The sequence below is a fragment of the Alphaproteobacteria bacterium genome (assembly GCA_016870095.1).
Taxonomy (GTDB): domain Bacteria; phylum Pseudomonadota; class Alphaproteobacteria; order Paracaedibacterales; family VGCI01; genus VGCI01.
The window spans coordinates 1-19,232 of record VGCI01000006.1; the positions used below are offsets into that span (position 1 = coordinate 1).

At 40.0% G+C, this 19,232-nt stretch carries 20 protein-coding genes; 13 read left to right on the forward strand and 7 right to left on the reverse strand.

The features are described from left to right. On the forward strand, positions 1–109 hold a 109-nt coding region (locus FJX03_05565; protein MBM3633151.1), incomplete at its 5' end, for an IS1595 family transposase. On the opposite strand, the gene FJX03_05570 is transcribed toward FJX03_05565, so the two are convergent. Continuing rightward, complete coding sequence (locus FJX03_05570; protein ID MBM3633152.1) at positions 106–399, reverse strand: helix-turn-helix transcriptional regulator; 294 nt, start codon at positions 397–399, stop codon at positions 106–108. The genes FJX03_05565 and FJX03_05570 overlap by 4 nt on opposite strands. Before the next feature lie 597 nt (positions 400–996). On the opposite strand from FJX03_05570, the gene FJX03_05575 reads away from it, so the two are divergent. The 3 genes from FJX03_05575 (at position 997) to ispD (ending at position 3,137) form a co-directional block, all read left to right on the forward strand. After that, a complete protein-coding gene (locus FJX03_05575; protein ID MBM3633153.1) occupies positions 997–1,188 on the forward strand; it encodes a hypothetical protein in 192 nt (63 codons plus the stop codon). A gap of 164 nt (positions 1,189–1,352) precedes the next feature. Next, positions 1,353–1,799, forward strand: coding sequence for a PDZ domain-containing protein (locus tag FJX03_05580; protein ID MBM3633154.1), 447 nt, complete (start codon positions 1,353–1,355; stop codon positions 1,797–1,799). A 183-nt stretch (positions 1,800–1,982) separates the two neighbouring features. Beyond that, positions 1,983–3,137, forward strand: a complete 1,155-nt coding sequence (gene ispD / locus FJX03_05585; GenBank protein ID MBM3633155.1) for a 2-C-methyl-D-erythritol 4-phosphate cytidylyltransferase — start codon at positions 1,983–1,985, stop codon at positions 3,135–3,137. A gap of 61 nt (positions 3,138–3,198) precedes the next feature. On the opposite strand, the gene FJX03_05590 is transcribed toward ispD, so the two are convergent. The 4 genes from FJX03_05590 to FJX03_05605 all read right to left on the reverse strand — a co-directional run bounded on the left by FJX03_05590 (position 3,199) and on the right by FJX03_05605 (position 7,417). Next, a complete protein-coding gene (locus FJX03_05590; protein ID MBM3633156.1) occupies positions 3,199–4,107 on the reverse strand; it encodes a formyltransferase in 909 nt (302 codons plus the stop codon). Further along, complete coding sequence (locus tag FJX03_05595; GenBank protein ID MBM3633157.1) at positions 4,104–5,042, reverse strand: glycosyltransferase; 939 nt, start codon at positions 5,040–5,042, stop codon at positions 4,104–4,106. The genes FJX03_05590 and FJX03_05595 overlap by 4 nt, the downstream gene beginning before the upstream one ends. A gap of 84 nt (positions 5,043–5,126) precedes the next feature. Further along, positions 5,127–6,059: a glutathione synthase gene (gene gshB, locus FJX03_05600; protein MBM3633158.1), complete on the reverse strand. Its 933-nt coding sequence runs from the start codon at positions 6,057–6,059 to the stop codon at positions 5,127–5,129. Further along, on the reverse strand, positions 6,059–7,417 hold the full coding sequence (locus FJX03_05605) for a DNA recombination protein RmuC (protein MBM3633159.1): 1,359 nt from the start codon (positions 7,415–7,417) through the stop codon (positions 6,059–6,061). The genes gshB and FJX03_05605 overlap by 1 nt, the downstream gene beginning before the upstream one ends. A gap of 383 nt (positions 7,418–7,800) precedes the next feature. Between FJX03_05605 and FJX03_05610 the strand changes: the two genes are divergently transcribed. The 9 genes from FJX03_05610 (at position 7,801) to FJX03_05650 (ending at position 16,324) form a co-directional block, all read left to right on the forward strand. Further along, positions 7,801–8,817 (forward strand): TraB/GumN family protein, encoded by a 1,017-nt coding sequence (locus tag FJX03_05610; GenBank protein ID MBM3633160.1) that lies wholly within the window; start codon positions 7,801–7,803, stop codon positions 8,815–8,817. Positions 8,818–9,078: 261 nt separating this feature from the next. Then, on the forward strand, positions 9,079–9,546 hold the full coding sequence (locus FJX03_05615; protein MBM3633161.1) for a hypothetical protein: 468 nt from the start codon (positions 9,079–9,081) through the stop codon (positions 9,544–9,546). Between the two features lie 223 nt (positions 9,547–9,769). Beyond that, positions 9,770–11,041 (forward strand): nucleoside:proton symporter, encoded by a 1,272-nt coding sequence (locus tag FJX03_05620; protein ID MBM3633162.1) that lies wholly within the window; start codon positions 9,770–9,772, stop codon positions 11,039–11,041. 79 nt (positions 11,042–11,120) lie between these two features. Then, positions 11,121–11,639 (forward strand): peptide deformylase, encoded by a 519-nt coding sequence (locus FJX03_05625; protein ID MBM3633163.1) that lies wholly within the window; start codon positions 11,121–11,123, stop codon positions 11,637–11,639. Further along, positions 11,636–12,583, forward strand: a complete 948-nt coding sequence (locus tag FJX03_05630; protein MBM3633164.1) for a methionyl-tRNA formyltransferase — start codon at positions 11,636–11,638, stop codon at positions 12,581–12,583. The genes FJX03_05625 and FJX03_05630 overlap by 4 nt, the downstream gene beginning before the upstream one ends. After that, positions 12,565–13,314: a tRNA pseudouridine(38-40) synthase TruA gene (gene truA / locus FJX03_05635; GenBank protein MBM3633165.1), complete on the forward strand. Its 750-nt coding sequence runs from the start codon at positions 12,565–12,567 to the stop codon at positions 13,312–13,314. Before FJX03_05630 ends, truA begins: the two co-directional genes overlap by 19 nt. 124 nt (positions 13,315–13,438) lie before the next feature. Further along, a complete protein-coding gene (locus FJX03_05640; GenBank protein MBM3633166.1) occupies positions 13,439–13,798 on the forward strand; it encodes a ferredoxin family protein in 360 nt (119 codons plus the stop codon). Between the two features lie 92 nt (positions 13,799–13,890). Next, positions 13,891–14,385, forward strand: a complete 495-nt coding sequence (locus FJX03_05645; protein ID MBM3633167.1) for a CarD family transcriptional regulator — start codon at positions 13,891–13,893, stop codon at positions 14,383–14,385. A gap of 361 nt (positions 14,386–14,746) precedes the next feature. Further along, positions 14,747–16,324, forward strand: a complete 1,578-nt coding sequence (locus FJX03_05650; GenBank protein MBM3633168.1) for a hypothetical protein — start codon at positions 14,747–14,749, stop codon at positions 16,322–16,324. Between the two features lie 107 nt (positions 16,325–16,431). Here FJX03_05650 and FJX03_05655 read toward each other — a convergent pair whose 3' ends face one another. Together FJX03_05655 and FJX03_05660 are read right to left on the reverse strand one after the other, a co-directional pair. Further along, positions 16,432–17,202, reverse strand: a complete 771-nt coding sequence (locus FJX03_05655) for a porin family protein (GenBank protein ID MBM3633169.1) — start codon at positions 17,200–17,202, stop codon at positions 16,432–16,434. Positions 17,203–17,404: 202 nt separating this feature from the next. Further along, a complete protein-coding gene (locus FJX03_05660) occupies positions 17,405–18,295 on the reverse strand; it encodes a LysR family transcriptional regulator (GenBank protein MBM3633170.1) in 891 nt (296 codons plus the stop codon). Positions 18,296–19,232 lie beyond the last annotated feature (937 nt).

Here is a 19,232-nt window from a genome sequence, read left to right on the forward strand (position 1 = left end):
GGAGAATTTTGGGTTATTTTTGAAGGAATGTGAGTGGCGTTTTAACAACCCTGACCCGAAAGCTCAATTAAAACAGTTAAAACAATGGGTTCAAGAGTTCTTAAACTAGTTATCTAGGACAGCCCCTAAAATATTATTAGGGTGGTTAGGAGAATGTAAGTTTTTAAGAGGCCCTTCGTATCCTTCATAAAATATAGCAAGATCTGTATTAAATTCTTGGGCGATTGCGTAAAGTAAGCTTGCTGAAATTTTATTTAATCCTGATTCATAGCGTTGCAATTGCTGTATAGAAATACCCAACTTCATAGCCAAAGTTTTTAATGGCCATCGCATCTTTGTTCGAAAAGCTTTTACTCTTTTACCGAGGTATAAATCTAGTTCATTAATATTCAATGTCATTTAAGGTCCTTGAAATTCAATATAATTTTAAAAATTTTTTGTGAAAGTATACTATTCTTAATTAGTGAGCCCCTGACGACATTTATCGAAAAGGTAATCCGTGCCTATGATTTATTTTTGATCATGCATAAACTCCGATCTTATTTTCTATAATAAATACTTTCATTCAGAATTTAAATTGTATCATTTTTTGTATAGTTAGTAATGTGGCTATTCGTAAAGCAAAGTTTACAATGTTCTTTCAGTAAATAAAGAATCTATCGCCCATAAAATCATTTATACGAAAATTATTTCTAGTAAAGATAGACAGGCTATCCTTAAAATTGCAAGCTTCATTTAAGATGCATGCAGAAAAAAATAATATTTTTACACCAATACAATTATTTAAAGAGTATTGATGGATGATTTTTTTGAAGCCGTATTGAGGTTTAAAGACTTCTTACTAGATACTATCTTGCAAATCTCTCTTAAAGTTTAAAACAGGGGGAACAAAAAAGAGAGACTTCAGCCGTGTAAATGTTTACAATAAGACTGCAGTTAAAGAGTCCTTTTGATTGAGGGACCAAAAGCCAAAAATAATTTAAAGGAGAATGTGCTTTGAATCGATTTTATATTTTAATTGTTATGGGAATTAGCCTGGCGTGTTGCGAAAAGCAAGACACAATACATAGCGTTGAAAAGGGAGGGTATCCCCTTACACATCCACTTCCTTCTCCGCATCCAGCTTCCAGTCCTATTGAAAAACCCAACATGACAGAAGATTTTTTTGAAACTGATAAGTTACTGTAAAATATATTTTTATGCGCTGTGGTAAAAATGACGAGTTAAAAGATGAGTGAAATTTACTTTATTTTTCACGTTGTTAAGATCTGTAAAAGTATTTACGTTCGTTGAAGTAAGGTCAACATTACTTGAGTTACTGTGCTAAATAATAATTATTAGGAGAAGAAAATATGCAACTCATCAAAAAAATTTCTAAGGCTCTTTGTGTTTCACTGGTTCTAACAGGAGCTTTTGTTTCTGCTGGATATGCTAATGCAGGAAGTGCCCAAGCCATCATAAGCGGTTCTGATGAAGACCGGAACATTATTGGGTTTGAGATGGCAGAATCAACACCCGCTCAAAATAGGATTACAGGTTGTGAGGGTGTGTTTGTAAGTGCTGTTATTCCTGGACACCCGGCAAGTACTGCAGGTTTATTAGTTGGAGATATTATCACGAAAATCAATAACAATCCTGTAAAAGACAAGTCTGAAGCATTGCAAATGATGGTCGACTTAGACCCAGGGACGAAATATCCATTTGACGTCTGCAGACTGGTCAATGGTCAGGTACAAAAGCTAGCTATCAGTATTCTTGTAGAAAAAGTTAAAGCAAGAGAGATTGCACAAATTAGCTAACCTTATGGGGTGGTTAAAAATGATAAATATTCCTCATCGCTGTCTTTAGAAGGAGAGCGATGAGGAGATTTTCCTTCTAAAGACGAGTATAATCGTTAATCAAAAGCTTGATTTTCAAAAGACATAGCCTATAGTGTGTTCATTCACGAAGGGAAGGACATTCACATAGGATGAAAATTAATTATGTTGTTAAAACAGACTGATACGATAGCTCTCATCATGGCAGCTGGTAAAGGCAAGCGTGTGGGGGGTGTGCTACCCAAACAGTATCAAACAATCAATAATTGCTCCCTTCTTGAACAATCTATCAGTGCATTTCTCAGTCATCCTGAAATTCAATATGTCCGCGTTATCATTGGGGCCGGAGATGAAGATTTATACAATCACGTTGCCAAAACTTTGGCCTCACCAAAATTATTACCACCCGTTAGGGGGGGGACTGAGCGCAGTGACTCAGTTCGCGAGGGTCTTAAAAGTTTGGAGAGCATTTCTCCGAAAAATGTTCTCATTCATGATGGTGTTCGTCCTTTTGTATCCGCGGATCTTATTTCCAAAGTTATCAAAGCTTTGAGTCATTATAAGGGGGTAATTCCCGGTGTCAGAGTTGTCGACACGTTAAAGTTGGCTCCCCAAAAAGTCATTAAAGCAACTCTTGATCGTGAAGATGTTTATTGTGTTCAAACGCCTCAAGGGTTTGATTTTTTAACAATCTTAAATGCCCATCGTCAAGGGAAGACAATTCCTAATTTGACAGATGATGCCCGATTGCTAGAGGAACTCAACATTCCGGTCAAAATTATAGACGGAGAAATAAACAATCGAAAAATTACAACATCTGAAGATTTGAAAGGAGATACGATGCTGGATGTGCGTGTTGGTCATGGAATCGACGTCCATGGCATTGGTCCGGGAGAGACCGTTGTAATCCTGGGTGTCCCCATTCCTACTGGTTTTTCTCTGGTAGGTCACTCGGATGCTGATGTTGGTCTTCATAGCGTTACAGATGCCCTTTTGGGGGCTATTGGAGATGGGGATATAGGACAGCATTTTAGTCCAAAAGATGATCGCTGGAAGGGAGTAGACTCTTCCATTTTTTTAAAAGATACAGCCCGTCGGGTTCGCGAGCGAGGGGGAAAAATCTCTCATATTGATGTCACCATTCTTGGGGAGCAACCAAAAATTTCTCCTTATCGAGAGCAGATGATTTCTCGTTTAGCAGAGATTTTGGACATAGATCTTGCACGAGTTAGTGTGAAAGCAACAACTACAGAAAAATTGGGTTTTTTGGGTCGTGAAGAAGGTCTCGCAGCTTTTGCAACAGCAACGGTGTTGTTGTAAGGATTGTCAAGATTTAAGACGAGAATTCAAACCTAAAGAAATTAGGGTTATAATGATTTATTTACCCCAGCATATCCCCAATTTTAATGTCGGAAAAGGGGCAGGATAAAGCACTAATATCTAAATAGTCCTGACCTGTACCACATGCCACACGAATCCAGGTATCACCTTTAGCAACCACTTGTCCGGGTTTTGCCATCTCTTCAAGTTGATCTTCATTGGGTATTTGGTTTGCGCGTATTTCCAACTTTTCGCCATTCTTACTTGTAAAAGCGGGTGGAAAGTAAGGGAAAGGAACGGCCCGCACTAAATTATGAATTTGCCACGGTGATTGATGCCAATCTATTTGACTATCTTTTGCACTTCTTCCCCCGAAATATGTGGCTTTGGATTCATCTTGGATTCGAGCAGGGGCACGTCCTTCTTTCAAAGCGGGAAGTTGACGAAGCAAAAGACGAACAGCAGCTGCTCCCATTTTTTGAGTCAAGTCATGCGCATTTTCTGTTAAAGGAATTGGAAAAGCTTCCTGATCGACGATTGCCCCTGCATCAGCAGATTTAACCATGTGATGTAATGTAGCCCCGGTTTCTATTTCTCCATGGACTAAAGCCCAATTTATGGGAGCACGCCCTCTATAACGGGGAAGGAGAGAGCCGTGCATGTTAAAACTTCCCAAGGAAGGCATATCTAATATGGTGGCTGGAATCATTTTCCGATAGTAAAAGGATAAGAGAAGGTCCGGTTGCATTTTTTGCAAAGCATCCATAACAATCGGATCTTTAGACTCCTCGGTCGCGATGACGGGAACATTATGGTCTTGGGCCAATTGAGCCACAGAGGGAAACCAGAGAGTTTCGCCGGGTGTGTCTGGATGCGTAAAGACACCAACAACATTTTCCCCCGCGTCAAACAAGGCTTTCAAACAAGCATGACCAACAAGACTGTAGGCGAAGACAACAATTCTAATCATTTCTTTTCAATCACTTGTCGAACGACAAATCGGGGTCTTTGACTCAATGTTTGGAAGATTCGTCCTAAATATTCCCCAATAATACCGATGCCTGTTATCACAACACTGACTAGGAAAAAAAGAATCCCAAATAAGGTGAACAAGCCTTCAGCTTCGGGACCCAGAATCAGTCGTCGAAGAATTAAATATCCGACAAGCAGGCCGCTTAAAGCAGAAACAATCATACCAAATAGAGTAAAGATTTGTAGGGGAATAAGAGAGAATCCCGTAATGAGATCGAAGTTCAATCGAATCAGACGATAAAGATTATACTTTGAGGTCCCTGCGGCACGAGCATCATGTCTCACTTCAATTTCGGTGGGATTAAGGGCAAACTTGTAGGCCAATGCAGGAATAAATGTTGATCGTTCTTCTGATTTAATAATTTGATCGACGATTTGACGGGAATAGGCGCGCAACATGCAGCCTTGATCTCGCATGATAATGTCGGTGGTAATTTCCCGAAACCAATTTACAAAAAGGGAAACGTAGGTTCGGAAAAAATTATCTTGTCGTTTGGCGCGATAACTCCCAACATAATCAAACCCTTCGGTCATTTTGCTCAAGAGTTTGGGAATTTCTTCGGGGGGATTTTGTAAATCGGCATCTAGCGTAACAATAATTGCGCCTCTTGCATGATCAAATGCGGCCATGATGGCCATGTGTTGGCCAAAATTTCCTTGAAAATCAACGATTCGAATAATGTCAGGGCGCATCTGATAAAATTCCTTGAGAAGGTCAAGGGATTTATCTTTGCTGCCATCATTGGTGAAGATTATTTCATATGTCTTTCCTGCATTATCGAGAGTATCTGTTAGACGTTTAAACAAAGTTGGTAAATTTTCTGCTTCGTTATAAACGGGAACAATGATGGATAAATCAATGGATTTTGACATGAGTTTGTGACCTCGAGCTAACTCTTATTTGACCTAAATATGAGGGGAATTATCAAGGAAGTCAATTGGCAGACAAGAGAAAATTTACGCTAATCCGGCCCAAAAAGTCTCGGCTAAGTCAATATTATAAAGTTGATGAATCGTTCGCAACCCCGTCGGAGATGTTACATTAATTTCCGTGAGAAAATCACCGATGACATCAATGCCAGCAAGATAGAGTCCTCGTTCATTGAGAGCCGGGCCAATTCGCGTGCAAATTTCAAGGTCTCGTGCTGAAAAGTCACAGCGTTCAGGAAGACCCCCCAGACGCATGTTACTGCGAATTTCTCCCTTCGGGGGGACCCGCTTTATAATGCCAACAGGTTTCCCGTCTATGAGAATAATTCGTTTATCCCCTTGAGCAATCTCTGGCAAAAATTTTTGAAAAATTGGGGGTGTTTCATAAAGTTTACGATACATTTCGAGAATACCACTCAGGTTTGGATCGTCACTTGTAATCGCTAAAATACCATTGCCCCCATAATCGAATATAGGTTTTAAAATGACGGTCTTGTGGGTTTGAATAAAGTCATCAATTAATAGTTTATCCCAGGACATTAATGTTGGTGGCATGAGGTCTGGAAAGTGGGTTGTCAGCAGTTTTTCAGGGGCATTTCGAACGCCTTTTGGGTCATTAATAATGCGCGTTGAAGAGGGAAGAAGCTCTAACAAATGAGTAGCTGCAATGTAGGCCATATTAAAGGGGGGATCTTGACGCATTAAAACAAATTTTGCCTCCTTCAAATTGAGGAGAACTTCGTTGCTTCGCGTGTAAAAATTTTGGGCCTGATCTTTAAAGTTGACCCAGCAGCCTCGGGCAACAACTTCTCCCCCTACATAAGATAAGGCGTCAGGTGTGTAGACAAATAATTTGAATTTACGATTTTGAGCTTCTAATGCCAAGGCAAAGGTTGTATCAGATTCAACTTTAATCTGTGAAAGGGGATCCATTTGCAAAGCAACAATGTTTTCAGTCATCAGGCAGCATCCTCTTCTGAAGTTATTTCTGATGATACAGGTGGCAATAAACCTTCATCGCCGACTAACTCTAAGGACTGAAGATTGCGGGGTGTATGATCAATGGCGGAAAGTTCATCAATTTCTTCATTAGATGTATCTAAAACTTTAAACTTGCGGGCCGAAACAAGCACTCGCCGCTCTAAAGTTCCTACAGTTTGGTTATAAGAATCGACAACTTGCCCCAAATGGCGCCCCATGCGCGTCATGTGGTTACCCAAATCACTTACACGTTTATAAAGTTCTCGGCCTAAATCACTAATCGCTTTGGCATTTTCTGCGATACTTTCCTGACGCCAGCCATAAGAAACGGACCTTAGTAAGGCTATTAAAGTTGTTGGTGTGGCCAAAATTACTTTTTCCCGCACTCCGGCTTCAATTAAGGTAGGATCTTTTTCAAGAGCGGCACTAAAGAAGGTTTCGCCGGGAAGAAACAAAACGACAAATTCCGGAGTTGAGTCAAATTGGTCCCAATAGGCTCGTTGACTTAAGGCGCGAATATGGGAACGTACTTGGCGGGCATGCTCTACCAATTTTTCCGATCGTGTCTGTTCGTCAGAAGCTTCTAAAGATTCTAAATAAGCGGAAAGGGGCGCTTTAGCATCCACTATAATCTTTTTTCCGCCGGGCAAATTAACAATCATATCGGGTCGTAATCTGCCGGTTTCTCCTTCTACAGAGACTTGCTCTGCAAAGTCACAATAGGCAACCATTCCGGCCATCTCGACCACGCGCTTTAATTGCATTTCTCCCCATTGGCCCCGTACGCTTGGTGTTCGCAAGGCTTTGACGAGATTCGAGGTTTCTTGGCGTAATTCTTTCTGGCTGTTGACAAGTTCTGCGACTTGATTGCGCAAAACTTGATAGGCGCCCAATCGCTCTTTTTCTAAATCCAGGAGTTTCACATCCACCTTGCCCAAAGCTTGATGGACAGGGGTCAACATCTCCCCAATGGCTTTTTGGCGGGTGGTTAGATCATTTTTGGCCGACTCTTGAAATTTCTCTAAAGTTGATTTTGCCAAATCGAGAAAGGATTGGTTGTTGGCGGATAAAGCATCTGCCGAAAGTGCCTTGAAGGTTTGGCTTAATCGGACTTGAGCTTCTTCTAAGAGAGCAATTTTTTCTTGAGCTTGTCGACGTTCATGGTCTAAGGCCGTTGAAAGTTCAATTGTTTTGGCTCTGAGGTTTATGCCGTCTTGAGTGCTTAGTGAAATTTGAGTTTCCAGCGTTGACACCCGACTTGCCCGCTCTTCCAACATGGCACACCGCAGTTGTTCTTGGGTGAGATGTTGTTGAACCTCACTCAACCGCTGTTGCATATTTTGAAGATCGATGGCATTTTGCGATAATAACCGAGAGGCATGGTGGCGACAAAATAAGAACACGGTCGTACCTGCGATCAATGCTCCTCCCAAAATTCCCAATATCAAAATCACGTTTCATTCCTCTCAAGAGATGATGAGCTGATTTTACGCAGATTTCACATCACAATTCGAGGAGAATTTTTAAATGCATTAGGAAGCAAAGAAGGATTTTTACCTTGTGGTTCCCAACATTAAATATAAATCTTCCCTGAAGATTTTTTTGCTGGAAAATAACTCTCTATGATTAAGTGTAAAATTGGCAGAAACTAGTGCTTCCTTTATCCAAAAATATATGATTTTAGTAGGGAATAAGGTCTTTCAATTTAGGAATTAATAAAATGCCCTATTTTAAATTCTTCTTTTTTTTATTCTTAGTCACTTTTTCACGGAATGCCGTTTCCACTGAAAATTATATTGACCCTAATGTGACTTCAGGGCTTCTAAAATTAAACGTTAATATTACAAAAGAGCAATTTCTCCTCTTTAAAGAAGCCAAAAGAGAATTTTATAAGGGCACTCTCGAGCAGGTCAATCCCTGTGGGGATCAATTTGTTTTCTATGAGCTCATTGACCCCAACACACAAAGCTCTTCATTCATTCTTGGAAGTAACCATAATCTCCCCTATGAGCTGCTCCCTAACTGGTTCACCCCATTCATCGAAAAAGAGATTGATGAGGTTTTTTTAGAATCAGAATTTGCAACTTTTTGTCCAACACTATTTGAAAAAAATTCTCAAGATCAATTTACTAAAACTGTTCATTCACTTCTCGATCCTATCTTACGAGTGTTTGGATTTACTGCTTCCCAGATAACAAAAGAAAGTGTATTTAACCTTCTCATGGGTTATGATGCCCTTCTCGGAACAGATTCTACCCTTTCCCTGCTGGCCCTAAGAATGAAAAAACCTGTTTTTCTATTGGATTCTCCCATGGAGTCAACAATAAATAATTTAACATTCTATAGGAAATCGCTAATGGTACAAGGGCTAACAAATCTGTTAGAAATGCCGGATACTTTCATTATGACGCATTATATTGATATAGAATCTAACTACCTGTGTGAAAAATCATCGAGCACCCAAACTCTTAAAACTGACCTGGAAGAGGATTTAAAAGGGTGGCTTGAGGATATAAATAGGGCGGAAGATCCTTCATTTCTGGAGGGATTGAAAGCCGAAGCAGAGTATAATCTCACTTGTGTAGAAACTCGAAACACACAGTGGTTCGCTTCTCTTGTTTCCCTGGCTCCTTCAAGAAAATTAATTTGTGTTGGGGCCGGACATTTGCCAGATCTCCTTAAAAAATATAGAGAAGCTAGGTTTATATTAAAAGTGCATAAGAAATACCCTCTTTAGGGTGTTATCCGGTTAGTATATTTACCATGCTATTCCCGGAAAGGGTAATTCTCATTACATTCTAGCCCTTTTCCACCTCTGTGGAGGTGAAGCAATGGCTAAAGTGGAGGCATGTATTGGAGATAAATATTGATTATGGTTATTATTCTTCCAACTCCTATAATTACGTTGTTTAATAAAAAATTATATAAAATTTTTCTTTCTAAGTATATTATAACTATGTAACTTCGTTTCAAAAAAATTTATATGAAGGAGTGTAATATGTTAAAGGTTAAAAGTTTTTTTTGGGGTGTTATGACATTTTTACTCGGTTTAGCAATAGGTCAAGTACAGGCAAAAAATTTAGATGTAAATGTTATCAATGAAGGTCCGGCTGTAAGTGGCTATAAGTTGAAACTAGAAATCCGCAAATTTAATGACCCAATATATGAACATGAAATTGATTTGAAAATTCCAGCGTCTTCACGGGAGAAATTTCCCGTCGTGGCGGCTTTAGAAAAACATTTGCCTGACGGATTTGTTCCTGCAAGCAACACCATTGTTCATTTGATTAAAGATGGCAAAGTCGTTGCAACGAACCGTCTTGTTCATTCTTATCAATTAGATCAATTTGCTGGGTATCAAGTAAAGATTAACACAAATGATATACACCCGGGCGATGTTAGTACCAAAGCCATATCCATAGTGGCAACATCAGATGCAGCTGGAATGGTACCTTTACATCAGTAATTACATACAGACTAATATATCCACACATCTTAATTTTTAAAGTGAGTGAGGTGTGTGGAATTGTAAAAAAGATTTCCACAAGCTCGCCTCCTAATTCAAGTTTAGACTTCCGAACAATGGTATATCTTATCAAGATAGAAGCCTACAAAGTTTTCCGCTCGCTTTTCGGGAGGGATTTTGTATACTCTACAAAAAATAACAAACAGTCTGGGGGGCTGACCGAATGATATGGCAAGGCGTTTTAGGAATTTTTGTATTTTTGGGTATCGCTTGGGTTTTTAGTGAAAATCGAAAAGCAGTTGAGAAGCGGGACGTAATCTTAGGGGTTGGTTTGCAAATTGTTCTTGCGGTGATTATTACTCAATTTCCACTGATTCGTGGAGGTTTCGAAAGTCTCAGTCGGGTTGTGGAAGTGTTGAAACGAGCAACTCAAGAGGGTACAAAATTTGTTTTTGGTTACTTAGGGGGTGGTGCCGTTCCTTTTGAAATTATTCCTGATTCTGGCGTCAGTACCTTCATCTTTGGGCTCCAAGCTCTCCCAACAATTATGGTTGTGAGTGCCTTATCCATGTTGCTTTTTCACTTAGGAGTCTTGCCGGCTATTGTTCGCATTTTTTCAAAAGGCTTACAACGGACCTTGCGAATTGGCGGCGCTCTTGGAGTGGTGGCGGCATCAAAAGTATTTCTTGGTAACCTTGAGGCTCCTCTTCTGGTTCGCCCCTATTTGAAAAACTTTAGCAGAAATGAACTTTTTACTGTCATGACATGTGGTATGGCGACAACGTCAGCGAGTGTTATGGCCCTTTATACCTCCATTCTTGAAGGCACAATCCCGAATCCCATCGCTCATATTTTGACAGCTTCTATTATTAGCATTCCTGCCGCCATTACTTTATCACGTATTATGATTCCTCATGAAGGAGCCATGACTTCGGGCACACTTGTAGCACCCTACCGATTTACAAATTGGATGGATGCGGTCTCTCGAGGAACATCAGATGGATTAACTATTTTTCTTCATGTAATGGCCATGTTAATTGTTGTGTTGGCGTTGGTATCTTTGCTGAATGCGTTTTTATCTTTTCTTCCGTCTCTCGGCGGAGAAGCTATTACTATGCAACGTATGTTGGGTTATGTGATGGCGCCTGTGACTTGGCTCATGGGCATTCCTTGGGCTGAAGCCATGACCGCTGGAAAATTATTGGGAACAAAAACAGTTTTGAATGAAGTTGTCGCGTTTTTAGAATTATCTAAGGTTCCGCGTACGGAGTTAAGTGCTCATAGCGCTTTAATCATGACGTATGCCTTGTGTGGATTTGCAAATTTTTCCGTCATTGGCATTATTATTGGCGGCATAGGAACTATGGTTCCCGAACGGCGGGATGAAATCGTTGCCTTGGGACTGAAATCTGTTTTTGCCGGAACTCTTGCCACATGTATGAGTGGAACCTTAATAGGAATATTGACGCTCATGAGTGGGGGAGTTGTCAAATAATTACGAAATTTCTTGTATTATTGGTAAAAAAATCCTAAGTAATACTTAGTAATGATGTAATAATAAAGAGTATTTTCCCATGGCACTATTGCCTGTCTTAACAGCACCCAATCCCAGGTTAAACATTAAAGCAACGCCGGTTGACGTTGTGGATGATGATGTGCGTTGTCTGATGGATGATATGGTAGAAACCATGTATGCGAATGATGGCATGGGACTTGCTGCTCCACAAGTTGGGGTGAGTAAACGGATTATCGTGTTAGATATCAACGCCAGCTATGAAGACAGGGAACCGAATGTCATGAAACTGGTTAATCCCGAAGTTGTGTGGACATCGTCAGAAACATGTCCACAGGATGAAGCGTGCATATCGGTGCCCAATGTCTATGCCTCCGTTGTGCGGCCAACTCGGGCAAAAATTCGGTATGTGGATGAAAATAATGTTTCCCATGAAATTGATACGGATGGTCTTTTTGCGCGATGTATTCAACACGAAATTGATCATTTGGATGGAATCCTTTATATCGATCATCTCTCGCGTTTAAAAAAAGAAATCATTTTGCGCAAATTGCGTAAAGCGCGTAAACTTCAGTTATGAACACTGCCCCTCTTCGATTAATTTTTATGGGGACGCCTGCTTTTTCGGTTCCCACTCTTCAAACACTTGTGGATAGTCGTCACCAACTTATCGCTGTCTATTCTCAGCCTCCTCGCCCTAGTGGTCGGGGACATCAGGTTCGAAAGAGTGCTGTTCATCAATTTGCTGAACAATGGGAAATTCCCATTTATACCCCTAAAAGTTTAAAAGGTGAAGCCGAACAAACTGAATTTGCGGCGCACAAAGCAGACTTAGCGATTGTTATCGCTTATGGATTAATTTTACCGCAAAAGATATTGGATGCGCCGCGGCTAGGATGTTTAAATGTTCACGCGTCTTTGTTGCCGCGATGGCGGGGCGCTGCCCCTATTCACCGAGCCATCGAAGCGGGTGATTTAGAGACCGGAATTACGATTATGAAAATGGATGTTGGATTAGATACTGGGCCTATGCTTCTTAAAAAAAACATATCCATTGATGCCCATACAACAGCTACAAATCTTCATGATGCTCTTTCAAATATGGGGGGGCCGTTGCTTCTTGAAGCCCTTGAAGCTTATGCAGCCGGGACATTGCAACCGACCCCTCAACCCTTGGAAGGAGTTACGTACGCCACAAAACTAACGCGAGAAGAAGGTCAAATCGACTGGAAGTTGTCGGCCTCTGTTTGGGTGCGAAAAATTCAGGCGTTTACCCCTTGGCCAGGAGTTTGGTTTGAGCACGACGGGACACGCCTCAAAATTCTTGCCGCTGAATCTATTCCAGAAGCGCAAGGAATTCCCGGAACAATTTTAGATGATCACTTGACCATTGCGTGTGGAGAAGGGGCATTGCGTCTCAAAATACTTCAACGTCCCGGGGGCGCGCCCTTGGATGCAAAAGACTTTTTGCGCGGGTATCTCTTGCCCAAGGGAACTGTATTATCATGCCCCGTTACAAAGTAATTCTGGAGTACGAAGGCAATCGTTTCAGCGGATGGCAACGTCAACGTAAACAAGCTTCCGTACAGGAAACCCTCGAAAAAGCCATAAAAGAAATGTTTGCAGAAGAAGTGCTGGTTGAGGGGGCGGGCCGCACGGATGCAGGCGTGCATGCTTTGGGGCAAGTGGCCCATTTTGATTTATCGCAAGATGTTCCCCCCTATCGGGTGAGCGACGGATTGAATCATTTTTTGCGAGAGAGCGGCGTGGTTGTTTTACACACACAAGGTGTCCCCCCCGACTTTCACGCTCGGTTTTCTGCTACGGGCCGTGAATATGAGTACCGCATTTTGAATCGACGGGCTCCCTTAGTTATTGAAGCAAATCAGGCCTGGAATGTCATACCTCCTTTAAATATTACTAAAATGCAAGAGGCAGCTAACCATTTGGTTGGCCATCATGATTTTACTAGCTTTCGCTCTGCGCATTGTCAGGCACCGTCGCCGATAAGAACTCTGGATAAATTTGACATCATTCACAAGCCAGCTTTCGTAGGGGATTATATTATTGCTCACGTCGCCTCTCGCGCTTTCTTACACAATCAGGTCCGTATTATGATGGGAACCTTAAAATTGGTGGGAGAAGGACGATTGAGTGTAGAAAGTATCCCGGACCTTCTTCAAACACGGGATCGTCGCACCACAGGTCCTACGGCTCCTCCTCAAGGGCTATATTTGAAGAGCATTGCTTATTAAAAAGACTTTCCATTGTCTTTTACGTTGTTTACCCGTTAAAATTGTGGTATATCAATAGATCAAGGTGTAATTAATAGAGTTCGTTATTGTACTTACACAAGCACAATAACAAAAAAGATTTGCAATGACTTACGTTGTTACAGAAGCCTGTATAAGATGTAAATATATGGATTGTGTAGAGGTGTGTCCGGTTGATTGTTTTTACGAAGGTGAAAACATGTTGGTCATCAATCCAGAAGAGTGCATCGACTGTGGTGTTTGTGAGCCAGAATGTCCGGCAGAAGCAATTATTCCCGATACAGCGCAAGGCTCAGAAAAATGGGTAGAAATGAATCAGCAGTATGCTGGACAATGGCCAAATATAACCCGCAAAGGGGCAACCCCTGAAGATGCAGATCAGTGGTTAACGGTAAAAAATAAGTTTCAAGATCATTTCAGTGAAAAACCCCCGCAACGGGATAATCCAATGGGGACAAAATCATAACCCCCTTGTAAAAAAGGTGATCGTAACCACCTATAGAGTTCAGGTCCTTACATTCAATCGATAGAAAAGAGAGTTTGACAATGACGACCACAATGACAAAAAAGATGTTTAGTGAAGGTGATTATGTTGTGTACCCAGCCCATGGGGTGGGACGTATTGTTGGGCATGAAACCCAGTCCATTGGTGATATCGAGGTACAATTGTTAGTCGTATCTTTTGAAAAAGACCGAATGATTTTGCGTTTGCCCTTATCCAAAGCGAAGACAGCTGGGTTACGGCCTTTAAGTACTTCTGAAGATATGACTCAAGCTTTGCAAATGCTAACTATTCGGACAAAGTCTCGCCGGACAATGTGGAGTCGTCGAGCGCAAGAGTATGAAGCGAAAATTAATTCAGGTGATCCAAAATCTATTGCTGAAGTCATTCGCGATTTGTATCGTACGACCACTCAGTCGGATCAATCCTACAGCGAACGTCAGATTTATCAAGCAGCGTTGGAACGTTTTGTGCGAGAGCTTGCTGCTGTTGAGAAAATAGATGAATCATCCGCAACTGAAAAATTGGAAGGTTTTTTAAAAGCCGCATAAAGATTTACATTTCAAGAAAGATTGTCAGGAGATTGAAGACATAAATTTTGAATTGTTGACAGCTTTCTTTGAAATGTTGAAGTCTATATTTCGAGATCAGAATTTGACGATAAGCTTTTACCAATTTCGGCACGATTCCCCAATTAAACAATAATAATACGAACGATATTAGGGTGTGCGTCTTCTTGTCTCAAAGGCGTATTGAAGAGCCACAAGCGACCCCATTTTATGTTGGCAATGTATTATTAAGACTATAAACCCTAGTATAGAGGGTATTTTTTGTGTTAAGGGTGACTGTCAAGTTAAAGTTATGAAAGTAGATTTTTTAGTGAAGAATATAAATGGTTAGAGGGTTAATAAAATGATGAGTTTCTTTAAAAAATGGTGTTGTCTGGTGTTGTCAATTTCTATGATGGTATCGACCATAGCGCCAACCTGGGCGGTGAAAATCAGTCATCACGAACAATTTTTTCCATCCTCCTCACCCTCGACAGCACCATTAAAAGAATGTGTCGAAAGCTATAAAATCCAAGAAAAACCTCTTAGCCAACCTCTTCCAAAATATATTGATTCCGCCTCACAAAATTCTAAACCTACGAGAGTTGCATTTGCAAATTCTTCTAACCCTCTTCTTTCATTCGTGACATTTGCCTGTGCGCATCCCCTACAAGCCCTGATGTTCTTATTTTTAATGCAAGAAAGCTTCTTTAAATGTTATCCCCTTGTTAAAGTTCCTGGCGTTGCTGCTGGTCTTTCCGTATCGGGACTAAATCAAAATTTAACGTGGAATGGGGTGTTGGGTTCACCTGTTCTTCTTAATTCTATTGTTGTTTATGATACAATTCCTGAAGAGGTAAATGTTCATTATGATTTAACCTTAACCCTTAGTGATATTACGGCGGGTAATCTCACTTGCAATGGAACGACTTCTCTTCAACCATCTTTTATTGGAGGCGTTTGGAGCGCGTATGGACTGATTACACCTGTAAATGATTTGTTGTTGAATTGTAAGCTATTATATATTCCTTTAAAAAGTTTTTTTAATTTAACAATTGCTGGAAAAGTTCTTAGTATTGAGCCGCAAGAAAAGATTCAGGGCAATATCACTATTACAAATGTTGGAAGTTCGTTATCGACTGGTTCAAGTTTAAATGGAATGACCACACCATCAGCCTCAAGCCAACCAAGTTCATCTTCTATCTCTGCTTCATCTCTAGGTACCGCTTCAACAATTGGGACGAGTCAATCTCAATCCGGTACGAGCAATCAAAATTCCAGTTCTTCAACTGAGAATTCTAATGTTATGAGCGGGTTAACGGATTCTCTATCAAATGGATTTTCACCAACCAATGACTCTTTCGGAACCTCTCTATTGTCTAACAATATACCCCCAACAAATCCTATGGCCACAACAACCAATTCCCTTCTAAATATTATGAACAGTTCTCAAGACAAATCAGCAATGATTATTGGAAGTAGTGTAGGGGGATGTGTCATCCTCACAGGTGCTATCGTTGCCCTGATTGTGGGCTATAAACGACAGTGGTGTGGTTTAAATTCTTCAGCGAAACAATCTCTAGTTCAAGATAAAGCTTTAGAGTCTGGACAATCTAAGCAATATGCATCTTTGGGACTATATCATAATCTCCCTCAAGGTGCGGGACAGTCTGATACAACGAACTACTCGAAACCGCCAGCCCCTGATTCTTTTGATCAAAGTCCGGGAGGCCTCTACACCAATGCACCCATCGCGCCGGCAGGGTCTCCCCAAGGAAATGGAGTATACACTAGTGCCCCCCTTGCTCCGGCTAATAGTAATGGTTCTGGACAAAATCCTTACATTGCCTGTGATGCCCCTTTAACTTCTCCATTGAACAATTATGATCGGCTTACAAGTAGCGAGGCTGCTTACGTGGAATGCGGTGCGCCTTTGGAGTAAAATCAGGGGGCAGTTGCCTATGAGTTCAGAAAATATAAGATAAAAATAAGCCCAAAAGATTTTTTTCTTTTGGGCTTATTATTTTCAAGTTATAAAACGAATATTTATTATCCCCAAATATATTTTAAAGAGATAAGTGCGGTGCTAACGCGCGGTGTAATTTTAAAAGTTGCGGTTCTTGTTAGCCCTCCCCCTACATTTTGAGCAGGTCCAGTTTTTGTTATAGAACCATAGAAGGCATAGCGGTATTCAACCCCCAGGGCTAAGTTTTTATTAAGATTAAAGTCCATTCCAGCACCCGGGGCAAAGGCTATTTTTCGATCACTTGAAGATATTCCAGTAAAAGAAGAGAAGGCAGGGTTATCTGTGATTGAGGTTAATTTAAAGCGACGACTTTCAATACCTAGACGAACAAATGGATGTATACGATCGATGCAAGAATAGCCTAATCGAATTCCAAAACCCCACGCACCACTTGTGGATTCAACTTTTTGACGATCAGAAAAATTATTACCGGTAACTACAATATAATTATTTTTATTAAGGTTACCAAATAGATAATCCACCTCCAAGCCTAGTGTAAAATTGTTTAGAGCGGCCATATAGCCAAAATTTATGTCAATCCCTCCGGTTGAATTGGCAAACTGGTTAGAAAGTATTCGAGAAGTGCCTCCATTATTTGTAGCGTAAGTAATAACAGCATTATGATTTCCGATAACATTGGCGGCGCCGAGTCCGACGTATACATTGTGTTTCGCTCCTGCCAAGGTGGAAGAAACTGCAGCCATAGTCATTAAACTTACCAGTAACACTTTTTTCATGATTCCATCTCCCTCATTGTTAATTTCATTAAATTTACCTATTTTCAAATAAAACATTTACTTAAAGTTGTTCTCTATTAATTCTAGGCATAGTTTTTGAGCTTTGATAGCCGAAAAAGAATAAATTTAATAAAATTTTTTATATGTGTGATAAAATGTTGCAAGGCTTGAATGTTGAGGCAGAAAGGGGAATATTTATACGCTTCACTATGAAATAAGAATCGGGCAAGAGATAAGATTTGCAGTTTTTACATTTAAATTAAGGCCGCCGCCAAACTTCTGCCACTTCTTTTAAGAAGGTATAAAAGGCCTGAATTTTTGGCGAGCCCTCCAAACTTTTATGATAGGTAAAGTAATAAGGAATTTTAACATCCGGGTGATCGGGGAAAACATCCACAAGTAAATTTTTTTCCACAGTTGTGCGCTCATAGACGAAAGATCCTATCCCGAGTCCTTCCAGTAATGCGTTGCGAAGTGCCGTTCCACTATTGACTTCGATATGGGCGCGGTATTGATTGTTAGGATCTCGATATTCATGTAAAATATTGTGAGATTTAAACGATTCCGGGTCAGATAGATTATAAAAAATGAGCTTGTGATTTTTCAGATCCTCAAAAGTTTTGGGGGAGGAATGAGATTTGATATAGCTCGGAGAAGCGTATACCCTTTGTAAGCCGTCATAGAGGTGATGTTGAATAATATCCGGATCAGAAAATTTTGTGGGAACAAGACCTAAATCAGCATCACCAATTTGAAATTGAAAAACATCGGCCAAAGACATAAATTTAAAATTAAGGTGGGGATATTTATGGGTAAGGGCTGGGAGGTATCTGAAAATGTGATCGATGGTTCCTGTGCCCATTACAATTTTTAAAGTCCCTGAAGGATTGAGCTTTCTTTCACGAATTAGAGCTGCTCCCTGATCAAGCCGACCAATGGTTTGTTGGCATAATTCTAAAAATTCTTGGCCTTCCGCTGTTAAACTGATGCCTCTTGAATGGCGAATAAAAAGAGTTATTCCCACTTCGTTGGCTAGAGCGGTCATTTGACGCCCTAAATTAGGTTGCGTGGTACCAACTTCTTGGGCGGCTTTACTCAAATTTTTAGTGCGCGCCACGACCGTAAAGGATTTAAGGTGGGTCAGTTCCATTTTAAATAGCCTCTATATATGGGAAATAATAATTATGCCATCATAATTATGAATACCTTAATATCCTCTTAAAACCCATTTCATTATTGCACTTAATACAATGTCTAAAAACTTATATCACAAGAGAAATAGAATTGGGAAAAAATATGCCAGATTAAGGAGGTGGGTATTACAGGGATCGTAAGAATTACTTTATATAGGGTACAATTTTTGTTTTTTTTACTAAATACTTAATATTAGAATATTTGAGAGTGTTTAGGGTTTTGACCTTACCATGTTATTGTTATCTTTTCTCTAAGATTTAAGAGAAGGCTTTTTATGGCCTTCTCTAGAACCTATATGAACAAATTTATTTTTTCATTAACATAATTACGTAAAATAACTAAAATTTTTGTAACTTATTCGCCCACAAATATAGGTGAATAAGCTTGAGCTACTTTTGATTCGATAGTTAGTTTTTTCATGTTAGTCTTCCTTATTTAAAAGTGAATTATAATTTATACAAAGAGTTGTTTTAAAGAATAACGGCTCTGCCTATTGCAGAGAGCAGTTAAAATCATTCCTGTTTATTCACCTACAAATATGGGTGAATAGCATTGTGCTACTTTTGATTCAATGGCTAGTTTTTGCATCATAATCTCCATCATTAAAAATATTATAAATACCTTGAGAAAGTGTTGAGGCTGTTTAGTGGCTTTTTTTAATTATTTTGCGAGCCTCTTTATACCTCTGTAGACTAGCCCACGATAATTTTTGGACCAATAAATATTTTTAATTTAATTGTCTTAAAATACATTTTAACAAACATAAAACCATTAATAATTTATTGAATAAACTTAGAAATTCTTTTAACTATCTTCTAAAGCGACAAAACGCCACGCCCTAAAATAATTTTTGAGATATACAATAACTGCAGATGTTTTATTTAAAATATGCA

Bases quoted from the DNA above. Each gene is read 5' to 3' on its own strand.
- FJX03_05570 (MBM3633152.1), bottom strand. From the start codon at position 399: ATGACATTGAATATTAATGAACTAGATTTATACCTCGGTAAAAGAGTA.
- FJX03_05580 (MBM3633154.1), top strand. From the start codon at position 1,353: ATGCAACTCATCAAAAAAATTTCTAAGGCTCTTTGTGTTTCACTGGTT.
- ispD (MBM3633155.1), top strand. From the start codon at position 1,983: ATGTTGTTAAAACAGACTGATACGATAGCTCTCATCATGGCAGCTGGT.
- FJX03_05590 (MBM3633156.1), bottom strand. From the start codon at position 4,107: ATGATTAGAATTGTTGTCTTCGCCTACAGTCTTGTTGGTCATGCTTGT.
- FJX03_05595 (MBM3633157.1), bottom strand. From the start codon at position 5,042: ATGTCAAAATCCATTGATTTATCCATCATTGTTCCCGTTTATAACGAA.
- gshB (MBM3633158.1), bottom strand. From the start codon at position 6,059: ATGACTGAAAACATTGTTGCTTTGCAAATGGATCCCCTTTCACAGATT.
- FJX03_05605 (MBM3633159.1), bottom strand. From the start codon at position 7,417: ATGCAACAGCGGTTGAGTGAGGTTCAACAACATCTCACCCAAGAACAA.
- FJX03_05610 (MBM3633160.1), top strand. From the start codon at position 7,801: ATGCCCTATTTTAAATTCTTCTTTTTTTTATTCTTAGTCACTTTTTCA.
- FJX03_05615 (MBM3633161.1), top strand. From the start codon at position 9,079: ATGTTAAAGGTTAAAAGTTTTTTTTGGGGTGTTATGACATTTTTACTC.
- FJX03_05620 (MBM3633162.1), top strand. From the start codon at position 9,770: ATGATATGGCAAGGCGTTTTAGGAATTTTTGTATTTTTGGGTATCGCT.
- FJX03_05625 (MBM3633163.1), top strand. From the start codon at position 11,121: ATGGCACTATTGCCTGTCTTAACAGCACCCAATCCCAGGTTAAACATT.
- FJX03_05630 (MBM3633164.1), top strand. From the start codon at position 11,636: ATGAACACTGCCCCTCTTCGATTAATTTTTATGGGGACGCCTGCTTTT.
- truA (MBM3633165.1), top strand. From the start codon at position 12,565: ATGCCCCGTTACAAAGTAATTCTGGAGTACGAAGGCAATCGTTTCAGC.
- FJX03_05640 (MBM3633166.1), top strand. From the start codon at position 13,439: ATGACTTACGTTGTTACAGAAGCCTGTATAAGATGTAAATATATGGAT.
- FJX03_05645 (MBM3633167.1), top strand. From the start codon at position 13,891: ATGACAAAAAAGATGTTTAGTGAAGGTGATTATGTTGTGTACCCAGCC.
- FJX03_05650 (MBM3633168.1), top strand. From the start codon at position 14,747: ATGATGAGTTTCTTTAAAAAATGGTGTTGTCTGGTGTTGTCAATTTCT.
- FJX03_05655 (MBM3633169.1), bottom strand. From the start codon at position 17,202: ATGTTTTATTTGAAAATAGGTAAATTTAATGAAATTAACAATGAGGGA.
- FJX03_05660 (MBM3633170.1), bottom strand. From the start codon at position 18,295: ATGGAACTGACCCACCTTAAATCCTTTACGGTCGTGGCGCGCACTAAA.